General features: G+C 68.7%; 11 protein-coding genes. 4 read left to right on the top strand and 7 right to left on the bottom strand.

Features of this window, described 5'->3' with window-relative positions:
* The first annotated feature begins 2 nt into the window (after positions 1-2).
* The 3 genes from VA613_RS03535 to VA613_RS03525 are packed head-to-tail and all read left to right on the top strand — an operon-like array spanning position 3 to position 991.
* The gene (locus tag VA613_RS03535; protein ID WP_324780484.1) at positions 3-548 is read left to right on the top strand and encodes a FixH family protein; all 546 of its coding nucleotides are present in this window, start codon (positions 3-5) and stop codon (positions 546-548) included.
* Complete coding sequence (locus VA613_RS03530) at positions 532-666, top strand: DUF3149 domain-containing protein (protein WP_324780483.1); 135 nt, start codon at positions 532-534, stop codon at positions 664-666. The genes VA613_RS03535 and VA613_RS03530 overlap by 17 nt, the downstream gene beginning before the upstream one ends.
* A 25-nt stretch (positions 667-691) precedes the next feature.
* Positions 692-991 carry a hypothetical protein gene (locus tag VA613_RS03525; RefSeq protein ID WP_324780482.1) on the top strand — a complete coding sequence of 100 codons (300 nt, stop codon included), beginning with the start codon at positions 692-694 and terminating at the stop codon, positions 989-991.
* 3 nt (positions 992-994) lie between these two features.
* On the opposite strand, the gene VA613_RS03520 is transcribed toward VA613_RS03525, so the two are convergent.
* The 6 genes from VA613_RS03520 to VA613_RS03495 all read right to left on the bottom strand — a co-directional run bounded on the left by VA613_RS03520 (position 995) and on the right by VA613_RS03495 (position 11821).
* The gene (locus VA613_RS03520; RefSeq protein WP_324780481.1) at positions 995-2521 is read right to left on the bottom strand and encodes a sensor domain-containing diguanylate cyclase; all 1527 of its coding nucleotides are present in this window, start codon (positions 2519-2521) and stop codon (positions 995-997) included.
* A gap of 142 nt (positions 2522-2663) precedes the next feature.
* Positions 2664-4034 (bottom strand): oxygen-independent coproporphyrinogen III oxidase, encoded by a 1371-nt coding sequence (gene hemN / locus VA613_RS03515; protein ID WP_324780480.1) that lies wholly within the window; start codon positions 4032-4034, stop codon positions 2664-2666.
* A gap of 109 nt (positions 4035-4143) precedes the next feature.
* Positions 4144-4716, bottom strand: coding sequence for a hypothetical protein (locus tag VA613_RS03510; protein ID WP_324780479.1), 573 nt, complete (start codon positions 4714-4716; stop codon positions 4144-4146).
* 1 nt (position 4717) lies between these two features.
* Positions 4718-7537 carry a phosphoenolpyruvate carboxylase gene (gene ppc, locus VA613_RS03505; RefSeq protein ID WP_324780478.1) on the bottom strand — a complete coding sequence of 940 codons (2820 nt, stop codon included), beginning with the start codon at positions 7535-7537 and terminating at the stop codon, positions 4718-4720.
* A gap of 56 nt (positions 7538-7593) precedes the next feature.
* Positions 7594-11550: a phosphoribosylformylglycinamidine synthase gene (gene purL / locus VA613_RS03500; RefSeq protein ID WP_324780477.1), complete on the bottom strand. Its 3957-nt coding sequence runs from the start codon at positions 11548-11550 to the stop codon at positions 7594-7596.
* Between the two features lie 28 nt (positions 11551-11578).
* Positions 11579-11821 carry a DUF3330 domain-containing protein gene (locus VA613_RS03495; RefSeq protein WP_324780476.1) on the bottom strand — a complete coding sequence of 81 codons (243 nt, stop codon included), beginning with the start codon at positions 11819-11821 and terminating at the stop codon, positions 11579-11581.
* 115 nt (positions 11822-11936) lie between these two features.
* Between VA613_RS03495 and VA613_RS03490 the strand changes: the two genes are divergently transcribed.
* Positions 11937-13364, top strand: coding sequence for an NAD(P)H-hydrate dehydratase (locus VA613_RS03490; protein WP_324780475.1), 1428 nt, complete (start codon positions 11937-11939; stop codon positions 13362-13364).
* Here VA613_RS03490 and VA613_RS03485 read toward each other — a convergent pair.
* Entirely contained in the window at positions 13342-13905 is a 564-nt protein-coding gene (locus tag VA613_RS03485) for a TetR/AcrR family transcriptional regulator (protein WP_324780474.1), read from the bottom strand. The two genes, VA613_RS03490 and VA613_RS03485, sit on opposite strands and share 23 nt — an antisense overlap.
* Positions 13906-13955: the final 50 nt, after the last annotated feature.

The raw sequence follows: 13955 nt of genomic DNA, 5'->3' as shown, positions 1-13955 counted from the left end.
CCATGACCCGTTCCTCTCCGCACGCCAAACCCTGGTACCGCGAGCCCTGGCCGTGGTTCCTGATGAGCCTGCCCGCCACCGCGGTCGTCGCCGGCCTGACCACGCTGTGGATCGCGGCCCGAACCGCCGACGGCCTGGTCGTCGGCGACTATTACAAGGAAGGCCTGGCGATCAACCAGACGCTGGAGCGCGACGACGCCGCGCGCGCGCAGGGCCTCGTCGCCACCCTCGAGAGCGAGGACGGCGTCCTGCTGCTGACGCTCGCCGGACATCCGACGGGCTACCCCGCCGAACTGGTGCTGACACTCGCCCATCCGACCCACCAGGGCATGGATCACACGCTCGTGCTGCATCGGGCCGGCGGCGACCGCTATCGCGCGGCACTTCCGCCACTGCCCGCCGGAAAATGGCATGCGCAGCTGGTCGATGCGGCGTCGACCTGGCGCCTCGCGGGCGTGGTCTATTCGCCGTTCGCGAAGGCGGTCGCACTGTCATCCGCCCCCGTCGTTCAACCACACCAGGGAGACTTGAATGAACGCCATCCTTGACTTGCTGTTCCGCAGCCCGATCGGCCTGCTGAGCCTCTTCACCATCCTGTTCATCATCGGCATGGCAATCGCGCTGATGGTCTGGTACAAGCGGAAGATGAACACGCCCGAGGAATGAGCACCCGGCAGAGGAGAAGCACGCCATGATGCAGCGCCTCATCCATATCCTGTGGCCGTCCTTCCTCGTCGCGGGGGTGGCGGACATCGTTTTCACGACGCTGTTCGACCCGCTGCAGCTCATGTACCGCGGCGAAGCCCTGATCGGTCAGCGCATCGCCGCCTACACCGTCGGCTTCTTCGTGTTCTGGCTGCTGGGCATCGCGTCCAGCGCCCTGACCTGCTACTTCCAGCGTAGCGCGGACGAGATCAACCGCTGCCCGCTGCCGCCGCGCAAGCGGCCCGAAGGCTGCCCCAAGCGCGACGACGGAAGCGGCTGCTGCTGATGCCTACGCGTCCGCAACGGTCGGCCCCAGACCCGTTTCCGCGATGCAGGTCCGGTTGCGGCCCCGGTGCTTGGCCTCGTAGAGCGCCTGGTCGGCCCGCCGCAGCAGGGTGCCGATCTCGTCGCCGGCATCCTGCAGGCCCGCCACCCCGGCGCTGATGGTGATGCCTGCCGGACAATCGGGCACCTCCATCGACGCGACCCGCACCCGCAGGCGCTCGGCCAGCTGATACGCCTCGTCGATGCCCTGCCCCGGCAGCATGAGAATGAACTCCTCGCCGCCCAGACGGGCAAAGATGTCGCCCCCACGCAGGGACGTATGCACGGTGGCGGCCAGCCCCGCCAGCACCTTGTCGCCGATCTCGTGGCCGAAGCGATCGTTGATCGCCTTGAAGAAATCGATGTCCAACATGACCACCGACAGGGGAGAGCCCTGACGCCTGGCACGGCTGATCTCGGTCCGCGCCACCTCGAGGAAATGACGGCGGTTGCTGGCGCCCGTGAGCGGGTCGGTCGAAGCCAGCTCCTCGAGATGCTGGATGGCCTGCTGCAGTTCGCGGGTGCGCGCCTCCACCCGCGCCTCAAGTTCGCGGTTCAAGCGATTGAGTGCCCCGTGCGTGGTGCGCACCTCCTGCAGCAAGGCGGCCAGCACAAGGGACGACAGCGCCTGCACCGCCAGGAACTCCTGCAGCAGCAGGCTCGTATGCTCCGGCGTCGCCACCACCAGCGGACCCATGCCATGGAGGCTCGCGGCGATGCCGATGGCCGCAACCAGCAATCCGATGCTGGCCGCTCCCCGCACGCCGAAGCGGACCGCCGCCCAGAGCGACAGCGGCACCAGCAGGAAGGGGCGTCGGGGAATGTCAGTGCTGTCGGGAGCGTGGGTAAACACCCAGATCGTCAGCAGCAGGGTCGACACGAACAGCGCCATCGCTTCCAGATGGCGGCGTTCGGTCGGCTCGCCGCTGCCCTGCAGCCAGCTCAGCAGGAGCGGCGTGACGAGCAGCACCCCCAGGCCGTCGCCCAGCCACCAGATCATCCAGAAGGTCCAGAACGAGGTGGCGGTGGCGACGGTCTGCGAATAGATGAGCGCCCCCAGCAGGGCGGCCAGCCCGGCCGCCACGACCAGTGCAAACACGCCGAACAGCACGACATGGCGCAAGCGGTCGAGCACGAAGGGGCGGGCGAACCGCTGCAGCAGCATGGCCGCCAGCGTGCACTCGAACACGTTGACGGCGGCGAAGCCGAGCGCCTGGGCAAGCGTGAATGTAGGCAGGTCGGCGGCGATCTCCGCGAGCACGGCCGCCAGCATGTACAGCGGCCATGTGCGTCGCGGCGCCATCAGCAGGGCGGCCAGCAGGATGCCGTTGGGCAGCCAGAAGATGGAAATGCCCTCCGACATGGCCGAGGCGGCCACGCCAAGCCTGGCGCTCAGGTAATACCCCAGGCCCGCGGCCAGCGGAACAAGCAGGCGATACCGGGACAGCTGCGCAGGACGCGGGTCGACGCCTGATCGGTCGCCCGGCGTCATGCGTTTCGAGCGCCGCGCCGGGCCCGTTCCGCTTGCCTCATAGTGTCGCGCTCCGCCATCTTGTTAACGGCAGACTATCCCGAAGTCACCGCCGATTTGTCAACACGACGCGGCCTGCCGCCGTGGCGCGTCCGACACGGAGTCAGGCGGTCCGGGAATAACGCGGCTGCTGGCTGGCGGCTTCCTTGAGGTAGCGGTCGAAGCACATGCCGATGTTGCGGAGGAACAGGCGCCCGCGCGGCGTGACGCGAATGCGCTCCGCCTCGATTTCGACCAGCCCGTCGTCGGCGAGGGGCCGCAGGTCGGCCAGGGGCTCGGCGAAATAGTCGCTGAAGACGATGTCCCACTCCCGGCCGAAGGCTGCAAAGTCGAGCTCCAGATCGCACATCACGCGGGTGATCGCGTCGCGGCGGATCTGGTCGTCGCGGCTGAGCTTCACGCCGCGTTCGACGGCGAAGCCGTCTCGGGCGATGCGGTCCTCGTAGCGCTTGAGGCTCTTGTCGTTCTGCATGTACACGTCGGCGGTCTGGCTGATGCTGGATACGCCGAACGCGAGAATGTCGCAGTCCTTGTGCGTCGTGTAGCCCTGGAAATTCCGCCACAAGGTCTTGTTCTGCTGCGCGCGCACCAGTTCGTCCTCCGGCCGCGCGAAATGGTCGAGACCGATGTTGACGTAGCCTGCCGTGCCGAGGATTTCGTTGACCGCCTGCTGCAGGTCGAGGCGGGTGGCCGCGTCCGGCAGCTCGGCCTCGCGGATCAGGTTCTGGTGCTTCTTCAGCCACGGCACATGGGCGTACGAGAACACGGCCAGCCGGTCCGGCGACCATTGGGTCACGCGTTCGAGCGTGCGGCGGAAGCTGGAGACCGTCTGCTTCGGCAGGCCCACGATCAGGTCCAGGTTGATGCTGGCGAACCCGAGTTCGCGCGACCAGTCGATCACCTGCTGGATCAGCGCCTCGGGCTGGATGCGGTTGACCGCCTGCTGCACCGCCGGATCCATGTCCTGCACGCCGAACGAGATGCGGTTGAAGCCGGATTCGCGCAAGGCCTCCAGATGGGCGCGCGTCAGCTCGCGTGGATCGGCCTCGCAGCTGATTTCGGCATCGTCGGCCACCTTGAAGTGCGTGCGCATCATCGCCATCAGCCGGCGGATGTCGTCGGGGTTCAGATAGGTCGGCGTGCCGCCGCCCCAATGCAGCTGGTGCACCAGGCGCGCCGGGTCGACGTGCTCGGCGGTGCGCGCCATCTCCCGGTCCAGCGCGGCCAGATAGGGCTGGGTCTTGCGATAGTCCCGCGTCGCCACCATGTTGCAGCCGCAGTAGTAGCAGAGCGAGTCGCAGAACGGGATATGGGCGTACAAGGAGAGCCCCCGGTCGGCCGCCGGCGCATTCAATGCGTCGAGCCAGTCGGCCTCGCCGAAGGCCTTGCTGAAATACGGCGCGGTCGGATAGGACGTGTAGCGCGGGCCGGGTACGCTGTATTTCTGGAGCAGTTCCAGCGTGGTGGCGGTCATCGGGGCACCCAGACTTCAGACAGTGAAGTCTTTTTTATCACAGCCGGGGCGGGAAATCCAGTGCGGCGCCCGAGGCTTGCCGCGCGGGCCTGGATGCGCCGCCGTGCCTTCAGGGCACGGTGATCTTAAGCGCGTTGAAGTCGTCGTTGAACAGGCTGAGTTCGTCGCCGGAAGCGAACTGCCAGCCCTCGAGGTGGCCGAAACCGGTCGTGGCGCGCGGTGCGAGATCCAGCTTGAAGCGCTTGGCCGTCGCCAGCGTCGGATTGCGCACGGCGAGCATCACGGTGAGGTAGCGCTCGCTGGTGTTCTCGATCTCCGCCACCAGGCCCTTTCCCAGCAGCGAAGAGCGGAAGGAGACGACGACCGGCAGTGCCGGCTTGGCCGCGGCGGCAGCCTGCGCGGCGTCGGCCTCCTTGTAGGCGACCTGCGCCTTCAGCTGCTCGATTTCGCGCAGGCTCTCGGTGAGGCGATTGCGCGTTTCGATCAGGTACTGCTCGGTCTGCTGGCGCGTCTCGGCTTCCTTGGAGAGGCTGCGCTTGACGTCGCCGAGGTCGACGTTGAGCATGAACGCATACAGCATCAGGCCGCACGCCAGCAGGAACAGCACGACGTTCAGGCCGATCGAGACGGCCAGTCCGCGGGACTTCGGACGATCAGGAGCGGAACCCTCGTCTCCGTCCATGTCAGCCGGTGTTGCGCATCCCCGCGGCGATCGCGTTGATCGAGCGCTTGAGCGGCGTCAGCCACGAATCCTGTTCCGATTCCCACAGGCTCTCGGAGCGATAGCGCTTCAGCAGCCGGACCTGGATGTGGTTGATCGGGTCCATGTAGGGCCGGCGGCGCGAGATCGACAGCGCCAGCGAGGGATTGTCCTCGAGCAGGTTCTCGATCTGCGCGACCTGCTTCACCGTCGATACGGTCAGATCGAACTCGTCCGCCACGGCCCGGTAAATCGCCGTCGCATTCGGATGTTCGCACAGGCCGGCGTATTCCTCGGCGATCTCCATGTCGGCCTTGGTCAGCGCCATCTGCACGTTGGACAGCAGCGCGCGGAAGAAGGGCCACTCGCGGCACATCGCCTGCAGGTGTGCGAGGCCGTCGGGCTGGCCCTCGATGAAGCCCTTCAGCGCGCTGCCGATGCCGTACCATGCCGGCAGCGTGTGGCGCGACTGCGCCCAGCCGAACACCCAGGGGATCGCGCGGATCGAGCCCAACGAGCGGTCGGCCTTCTTGCGGTGCGAGGGTCGGCTGCCGATGTTGAGCGTGCCGAGCTCGCTGACCGGGGTGTTCTCGTAGAAGTAGTCGATGAAGCCTTCCATCCCGATCAGCCCGCGGTAGGCGGTCTCGCCCGCCGCGGCGATGTCGCGCATCCAGTCGAGGTATTCCTGCGGGTAGCGCACCTCGCATTTCTTCAGCGCGGTCGCGCTCGCCTTCAGGAGGCCGGTCACGCCCATGCCGATTTCGTAGTTGGCGGTCTCGGGATTGCTGTACTTGTAGTAGAGCATCTCGCCCTGCTCGGTGAACTTGATCTCGCCGTTCACGGTGCCGGGCGGCTGCGACAGGATCGCGTCGTGGGTCGGGCCGCCGCCGCGCCCGACGGTGCCGCCGCGGCCATGGAACAGGCGGCACTCGACGCCGTACTTCTGCGTCAGCGCGATGATCGACAGCTGCGCCTGGTACAGATTCCAGTTCGACGCCAGGATGCCGCCGTCCTTGCACGAATCCGAGTAGCCGAGCATGACTTCCTGGTGATTGCCGTTGGCGGCCACCAGTCCGCGGTAGATCTTGTTCGACAGCAGCTGGTCGAGGATCGCCTGGCTGCGCTGCAGGTCGTCGACCGTCTCGAACAGCGGCGCCACCTGGATGCGGCAGAACCAGTCTCTGCCGGTGTGGCCGCACAGGCCGACCAGGCGCGCGAGCAGCATCACCTCCATCACGTGCGAGGCGCTGTGCGTCATCGAGATCACGTAGGTGCCGAACACCTCGTCGCCCACCTCGGCCTGCAGCTTGGCCATGCGGCGGAACACCGCGAGCGCCTCGCGCGCCTCGTCGTCGAACGACACGTCGTTGAGCTCGATGGGGTCGATGTGCCCGATCCACGCCGACAGCCGCTGCAGGCGGTCGGTCTCGTTCGCGGCCAGGTAGTCGAAGTCGGGGTCGATCTGCTGCAGCACCGCGGCAACGGTGCGCGTATGCACGGTCGATTCCTGGCGGATGTCGAGCTGCAGCAGGTGGAAGCCGAAGCTCTCGACCAGGCGGATCAGCGCCTGCAGGTCCTGCGTCGCGACGATGCGGTCGCCGTGGCTGATCAGCGAATCGCGCACCAGGTAAAGGTCCTCGAGGAAGGCCGCGGCGTTCTCGTAGGCGAGATGCGAGGTGAAGCTCGGCACGTCGGCCAGGCATTGGTGGACGTAGGACAGGTTGGCGTCGAGCCGCGCCATCATGATCGCGGCCATGCGGCGGTAGGGTTCGCGGCTGTAGAGCTGCACCGCGGTGCCGCGGAACACCTGGTCGCCGAACGCGTCCTCGTACTCGCGCAGCCGCTCCGAGAAGGCCGCGGACGGCGTGCACCAGTCGCGGCTGTGGGTCAGCGTCTGCCGCAGGCTGCGGACACGGGCACGGTATTCCAGCAGCGCCTCCTGCATCTGGGTATGCACCGTCCACTCGGTGACGTCCGCCGTCACGAAGGGGTTGCCGTCGCGATCGCCGCCGATCCACGAACCGAAGCGGATGAAGCTCGGCACGGCGATCGGCGCGACGCCGTCGGCGTTCATGCCGTAGTGCTTGCGCAGCGCCTTCTCGAAGAAGTAATAGGCCTTGGGCACCGCCTCGAACAGCGCCTCGCGCACGTAGTAGAGACCGTTGCGCACCTCGTCGCGCACCTCGAGCTTGGCGGAGCGCAGCTCGTCGGTGCGCCACATCACCTGGATCTCGGCGGCGAGCTGCGCTTCCAGTTCGCGCTGGTCGTTCACGCCGAGCGTCGGGCTGTAGAGCTGGTCGCAGATCAGGAACACCCGGCGCATGCCCTCCATCACCGCGCGGCGGCGCGCCTCGGTCGGATGGGCGGTGAACACCGGCGCATAGTGCAGGCGGTCGACCATGCCCTGCAGCGTGTTGACCGAAATCCCCTGCGCCTTCAGCTCCTCGACGGTACGATCGAACGAGCCTTCCCACAGCGGCAGCCCGTGCGACAGCATGCGGCGGCGGTTGCGGTGCGCGAAGCTCTCCTCGGCGACATTGACGAGCTTGAAATAGGCGGAGAAGGCGCGCACCACCAGCTCGACCTTGGCGGCGGGCATCGCGTCGATCATCGCCATCAGCTCGCTGCGCCGCTGCTGGTCTTCCTGCTGATGCAGCTCGGCGAAGCCGCGGCGCAGCGTTTCGACGGCCTCGAACACGTCTTCGCCGGCGAACTGCAGCAGCACCTGGCCGAGCAGCGTGCCCAGCAGCTTGACCTGCGCGCGCAGGTGGTCATCCGTCAGGAGAGTTTCGGGTGCATTCATGGGCAAAAAGCGGGGTTATTTCGGCAAAGCCCGCTATTTTCGCATATCAACGCGCATCACCCAACCGCGCGCCGGGCGTTGCGGAACATCCGCAGCCACGGGCCGTCGCCGGTCATGCCGTCGGGCCGCCAGGACAGCTGGGCGGCGCGGAACACCCGCTCTGGATGCGGCATCAGGATGCTGAAGCGCCCATCGGGCGTCGTGAAGCCGGTCAGGCCGCCGGCCGAGCCATTCGGGTTCATCGGATAGGTCTCGGTCGGCGCGCCGCGATGGTCGACATAGCGAAGGGTCGCAAGCGCCCGCGCGGCATGCGCGGGATCGCGGAAGTCCACCCGGCCTTCGCCGTGCGACACCGCGATCGGCATCACCGAGCCCGCCATGCCGGCGAAGAACAGCGAGGGGGAATCGAGCACCTCGACCAGCGCGAAGCGCGCCTCGAATTGCTCCGACAGGTTGCGTTCGAAGCGCGGCCAGGCCTCGGCGCCGGGAATCAGGTCGTGCAGCTGGCTCATCATCTGGCAGCCGTTGCACACCCCCAGCGCGAACGTGTCGCCACGCTGGAAGAAGGCCGAAAACTCGTCGCGCGCACGCGGATTGAACAGGATCGACTTGGCCCAGCCGCCGCCCGCGCCGAGCACGTCGCCGTAGCTGAAGCCGCCGCAGGCGGCGAGGCCGGCAAAATCGGCCAGGCGCGCACGGCCCGCGAGAATGTCGCTCATGTGGACGTCGACCGCCGCGAAACCGGCGGCGTCGAAGGCCGCGGCCATCTCGACCTGGCCATTGACGCCCTGCTCGCGCAGCACGGCCACGCGCGGCCGTTTCCCGGTAGCGACGAACGGCGCCGCAATGTCGTCCTCGACATCGAAGGTGGGGGCGCAGCGCAGGCCGGGATCGGCCGCGTCGGCGTGGCTCGCATATTCCTGCTCGGCGCAGGCCGGGTTGTCGCGCAGCTTCGCCATCTCGCAGCTGGTGCGCGCCCAGGCGCGCTGCAGGTCGGTGCGCGCCTCGTCGAGGACCACGCGCTCGCGGCGCGACACGCGCACGCGATCGCCCGCGCTGGGCTGGCCGATGATGTAGAACTCGCCGCGCAGCCCCGCGGCGAAGAAGGACTCCATCACCGCCTGGGTGTCGGAACGGCGCACCTGCAGCACGGCGCCCGCCTCCTCGCTGAACAGCACGTTGAAAATGCGCTCGGAGTAGCCGCGCGGGTCGCGCATGTCCGGCTCGGGGACGCCATCGTCCTCGGCGTCGTGACGGATCTTCTCCGAGCACAGCTCGTCGACGTCGACCTCGACCCCGCAATGGCCCGCGAAGGCCATTTCGCACAGCGCCGCGAACAGGCCGCCGTCGGAGCGGTCGTGATAGGCGAGCAGCTTGCCGTCGGCGTTCAGCGCCTGCACGGTATCGAAGAAGGCCTTGAGCGCCTCGGCCAGCGGCGCGTCCGGGCCGCGGTCACCGACCTGCCTGTAGGCCTGGGCGAAACTCGATCCACCCAGACGGTTCTTGCCGCGGCCGAGGTCGATCAGGACGAGGTCGGTGTCGCCGGCGTCGGTGCGCAGCTGCGGCGTCAGGTGGCAGGTGGCGTCGGGCGTGGTGGCGAAGGCCGAGATCACCAGCGAGATCGGCGAGGTCACGGTCTTCTTCTCCGCGCCCCCCTGCCACACGGTCTTCATGCTCATCGAGTCCTTGCCGACCGGGATCGACACGCCGAGCGCCTGGCAGTACTGCGAGACCGCGGCGACGGTGTCGAACAGCGCGGCGTCCTCGCCCGGATGGCCGGCCGGCGCCATCCAGTTCGCCGACAGCTTCACCTGACCGAGCCCGTCGACGCGCGCCGCGGCGAGGTTGGTGATCGCCTCGACGATGGCCATGCGGCCCGAGGCCGGCGCATCGATCAGCGCCAGCGGCGCACGCTCGCCGATCGAGAAGGCTTCGCCCTGCACGGTCTTGTAGCCGGCGAGCGTGATCGCGCAGTCGGCGACCGGCACCTGCCACGGCCCGACGCACTGGTCGCGCACGGTGAGGCCGCCGACGGTGCGGTCGCCGATGGAAATCAGGAACATCTTGGACGCCACGCCGGGCATCGCCAGCACGCGGTAGGCCGCATCCTTGAGGTCGATGCCGTCGAGTGCGAGCGGCGCCGGCGTGGCCGGCCGGTGCGCGACGTCGCGCGTCATCTTCGGCGGCTTGCCGAGGATGACGTCGAGGCTGACGTCGACCGGCGCGTTGCCGAAGTGGCTGTCGGTGACCAAGAGGTGGTTCTCCTCGGTGGCCTCGCCCAGCACGGCGAACGGGCAGCGCTCGCGCTCGCAGATCGCGCGGAACTCGTCGAGGCGCGCCGGCGGGATCGCCAGCACGTAGCGCTCCTGCGCCTCGTTGCACCAGATCTCGCGCGGCGACATGCCGGATTCCTCCGACGGCGCGGCGCGCAGCTCGAAGCGGCCGCCGCGGCCGCCGCCATGCACCAGCTCGGGCAGCGCATTCGACAGTCCGCCGGCGCCGACGTCGTGGATCGACAGGATCGGGTTCGCCTCGCCCAGCTGCCAGCAGCGGTCGATGACCTCCTGCGCACGCCGCTCCATCTCCGGATTGCCGCGCTGCACCGAATCGAAATCGAGATCGGCTGCGTTGGCGCCGGTGTCCATCGACGAGGCCGCGCCGCCGCCCAGCCCGATCAGCATGCCGGGGCCGCCGAGCTGGATCAGCAGGGTGCCCGTCGGCAGCAGCTTCTTGTGCACATGGTCGTCGCGGATCATGCCGACGCCGCCGGCCAGCATGATCGGCTTGTGATAGCCGCGCCGCTCGCCGGCGACGGTTTCCTCGAAGGTGCGGAAATAGCCGGCGAGGTTGGGCCGGCCGAACTCGTTGTTGAAGGCGGCGGCGCCGATCGGGCCCTCGAGCATGATCGCCAGCGGGCTGACGATGCGGTCGGGCTTGCCGTAGGGCTCGACCTCCCAGGGCTGCTCGAAGCCGGGAATATTGAGATTCGACACCGAGAAGCCGGCGAGGCCGGCCTTGGGCTTGGAGCCGACGCCGGTGGCGCCCTCGTCGCGGATCTCGCCGCCGCTGCCGGTGGCCGCACCCGGGAAGGGCGAGATCGCGGTCGGGTGGTTATGCGTCTCGACCTTCATCAGCACGTGGGTCAGTTCGCTGCTGTAGGCATAGCTGCCGTCGGCGCGCGGGTAGAAGCGCTCGATCTCGGCCCCCTCGATCACCGACGAATTGTCGGAGTAGGCCACCACCGTCCCCGCGGGGTGCGCGGCGTGGGTGTCGCGGATCATGCCGAACAGCGACTTCGCCTGCGCCTCGCCGTCGATCACCCAGGCGGCGTTGAAGATCTTGTGGCGGCAATGCTCGGAGTTGGCCTGCGCGAACATCATCAGCTCGACGTCGGTGGGGTTGCGCCCCATGCGGCTGAAATTGTCGACCAGATACGCGACCTCGTCGTCGGACAGCGCGAGCCCCAGTTCGCGGTTGGCCGCCTCCAGCGCGGCGCGCCCGCCCGCGAGGACATCGACGCTCAGCAGCGCGCGCGGCGGCACGTGCTGGAACAGCTGGCGCGCCGCGTCGAGCGACTGCAGCACGGCCTCGGTCATGCGGTCGTGCAGCAGCGGCAGCACCGCGGCGAGCGCTTCGTCCGACAGGGCTGCGCCCTGCGGATCGCGCAGCGAATAGGCCACGCCGCGCTCGATGCGGCGCAGCTGCGCAAGGCCGCTGTTCCGCAGGATGTCCGTCGCCTTCGACGACCACGGCGAAATCGTGCCGGGGCGCGGCGTGACCAGAATCCGCACCTCGCCGGCCGCCGGCACGTCGGTCGGCGTGCCGTAGGCGAGCGTCCGGTCGACCTGCGCCTGCGCCGCCGCATCCAGTTCCGCGTCGAGTTCGAGGAAGTGCCAGTAGCGCGCCTTCACCTCGCCCAACGCCACCCCGAGCCGGGCCGCCTCCTGGCGAATTTTGTCGAGTCGGAAGACGGACAGCGCGGCGCTGCCGGGGAGCGATACGATGGAAGACATGTGCGTCTTTGCAAACAGGGCAAAGACGCTATTTTAGCCGATCGAAGCGCCTCGCCGGACGGGCCGGTTGCGGGTGGGCGGCCTGCCGCTGCCAGATTTCGAGGCAATCGAGGCCGCAGAAATGATGGACGTAGTCCTGCGCATCCATCAGCTTGACTGCATCGGGGGGGATTTCCACCAGACAGACTTCGCAGCTGAACACCGTGCAGGTGTCTTCGTCGGCGCACTGCACGACCGGCGCCCCCCCGGGGTTGCGATGACGAATATCCATGGCAGCGTCCTGCAAACATCCGGATGCTTCGAAGTGTAGATTCCGTCGCCGCGCTTGCAAGTCGCCCCGGCCGCCGGATTAAGATGCACCCACGCCCACTTCGAGCTTGCCCCCGATGCCGATCGATCCGTTCACGCTCGTCTCGCCGCCGCTGTTCGCCGCTGCCGACCTTCGCGAAATCGAGCACCGCTGGACCGCCGCCCATCCCGGCCGTCCGCTGATGGCGGGCGCCGGCGCCGCCGCGGCCGATCTGGCTTGCATGCTCGCCCGGGATACCGGCGAGCCGATCCTGGTCCTCGCCGGCCCCGGCAACAACGGCGGCGACGCCCTCGTGACCGCTCGGCTGCTTGCCGCCCAGGGATTTCGCGTGGTCGTCGTGAGCCGCGCCGATCCGGCCCGCCTGCCGCCCGATGCCGCGCGCGCCTGGGCCGACTGGCGCGACGCGGGAGGAAACGCGCTCACGGACGTCCCGGCGGGGCAATCCTTCGGGCTGGTGGTCGACGGGCTTTACGGAGTCGGTCTGGTGCGCGCGATCGAAGGCGAGGACGCGCGCTGGATCGGGCTCGCCAACGCCATGGCCTGCCCCCGGCTGGCGCTCGACGTGCCCAGCGGCCTCGACGGCGACACCGGCCAGGTCCGTGGCTGCGCCGTGCGTGCCGACCACACGCTGACCTTTCTCGGCTTGAAGCCGGGGCTGCTGACCGCCGACGGACCGGACCATGCCGGCACCCTCCATCTCGACGCGCTGGGCGTCGAACCGGACATGCTGCCGGCCGTCGCCGGCAGCGCGCTGACCCGGCTGGAAGCGCGCCATCGCCTGCCGCCGCGGCCGCGCAACAGCCACAAGGGCGTCTTCGGCCATGCCGGCGTGGTCGGCGGTGCGCAAGGCATGGTCGGCGCGGCGCTCATCGCCGGACGTGCGGCGCTGGCGTACGGCGCAGGTGCGGTCACGCTGGGCGTGCTCGATGCGCGCGTAGCGGTCGACTATGGCGAGCCGCGCCTGATGTTTGCGCCGCCGGAACGTCTGGTCGCCGCGCCGCTCGACGTGCTGGCACTCGGCCCGGGCCTGGGCCAGGCCGCGCAGGCACGCGTACTGCTCGAAACCGCGCTCGCCTCGACCTGTCCGCTGGTCCTGGATGCCGATGCCCTCAACCTGCTGGCGGGCGATCCGGCCCTGAGCGAAATGGCGGCGCGACGCACCGCGCCGACGCTGCTGACCCCGCACCCCGGCGAGGCCGCGCGTCTGCTCGCATGCGGCACGTACGACGTGCAGGCCGACCGGATTGCCGCGGCAAGCATGCTCGCCCGCCGTTTCCGCGCCCACGTCGCCCTCAAGGGCGCAGGCACCGTCGTCACGCACCCGCAGGGCCGCTATGCGATCAACACGACCGGCGGCCCGCATCTCGCCCAGGCAGGTTCGGGCGACCGTCTAACCGGGATCGTCGTGGCCTTGCTCGCGCAGGGCATGGCGCCGGGCGACGCACTCGAAGCCGCCGTCTGGCGGCACGGCAGCGAGCCTTCTATTCCGCCAGCAGCGATTTGACGATGCGCTTCAGTGCATCCAGCGCCACGTCGGGCGTGGTGTCGAACTGCGCGCGCACGATGGCGCCGTCGATGGCCAGCGCGATCGCCTGCGCCAGCTTGGCGCGCTGGCGCGAGGCCGGCAGCACGGCGGCGATGGCAGCGGCCACGTCGGCCTTGTGCGCGCGTGTGATGTCGACGACCTCGGGCAGGCTGCCGGCGAGTTCGCTCACGCTGTTGATGAAGGCGCAGCCGCGGTAGCCCGGATCGCGCAGCCACTCCCCCACCGCCGGTACGATGGCGTCCGCCCCGCCGCCGTGCCGCGCCAGCGCGCCCGCGAACCAGGCCAGCCAGCGCTGGTGGCGATAGTCCAGATAGGCGCGGATCAGGTCGTTCTTGCTGGGGAAATGCCGGTAGAAGGTGAGCTTGGCCACGCCCGACTCGGCGATGACGCGGTCGATGCCGGTGGCGCGTATGCCGTCGCGGTAGAAGAGATCGTGCGCGGTGTGCAGGATGCGGTCGCGGGCGGAAGGCGTGCCGGAGCCCTGGGGATCGGGTGTCATGCCGGCATTGTAGACAGATCTGTCTACACCGACTAGACTGGGCCCATGTA

Source organism: Thiobacillus sp. SCUT-2 (assembly GCF_035621355.1).
Lineage (GTDB): Bacteria > Pseudomonadota > Gammaproteobacteria > Burkholderiales > Thiobacillaceae > Thiobacillus > Thiobacillus sedimenti.
The sequence above is the reverse complement of the archived record's forward strand: the minus strand, read 5'-3'. Positions and strand labels throughout refer to the sequence as shown.

What these genes read in the sequence shown, in the direction of transcription:
- VA613_RS03485 (WP_324780474.1), bottom strand. Translation starts at nt 13,905, where the DNA reads ATGACACCCGATCCCCAGGGCTCCGGCACGCCTTCCGCCCGCGACCGC.
- ppc (WP_324780478.1), bottom strand. Translation starts at nt 7,537, where the DNA reads ATGAATGCACCCGAAACTCTCCTGACGGATGACCACCTGCGCGCGCAG.
- VA613_RS03520 (WP_324780481.1), bottom strand. Translation starts at nt 2,521, where the DNA reads ATGACGCCGGGCGACCGATCAGGCGTCGACCCGCGTCCTGCGCAGCTG.
- VA613_RS03495 (WP_324780476.1), bottom strand. Translation starts at nt 11,821, where the DNA reads ATGGATATTCGTCATCGCAACCCCGGGGGGGCGCCGGTCGTGCAGTGC.
- VA613_RS03510 (WP_324780479.1), bottom strand. Translation starts at nt 4,716, where the DNA reads ATGGACGGAGACGAGGGTTCCGCTCCTGATCGTCCGAAGTCCCGCGGA.
- purL (WP_324780477.1), bottom strand. Translation starts at nt 11,550, where the DNA reads ATGTCTTCCATCGTATCGCTCCCCGGCAGCGCCGCGCTGTCCGTCTTC.
- VA613_RS03525 (WP_324780482.1), top strand. Translation starts at nt 692, where the DNA reads ATGATGCAGCGCCTCATCCATATCCTGTGGCCGTCCTTCCTCGTCGCG.
- VA613_RS03490 (WP_324780475.1), top strand. Translation starts at nt 11,937, where the DNA reads ATGCCGATCGATCCGTTCACGCTCGTCTCGCCGCCGCTGTTCGCCGCT.
- VA613_RS03530 (WP_324780483.1), top strand. Translation starts at nt 532, where the DNA reads ATGAACGCCATCCTTGACTTGCTGTTCCGCAGCCCGATCGGCCTGCTG.
- hemN (WP_324780480.1), bottom strand. Translation starts at nt 4,034, where the DNA reads ATGACCGCCACCACGCTGGAACTGCTCCAGAAATACAGCGTACCCGGC.
- VA613_RS03535 (WP_324780484.1), top strand. Translation starts at nt 3, where the DNA reads ATGACCCGTTCCTCTCCGCACGCCAAACCCTGGTACCGCGAGCCCTGG.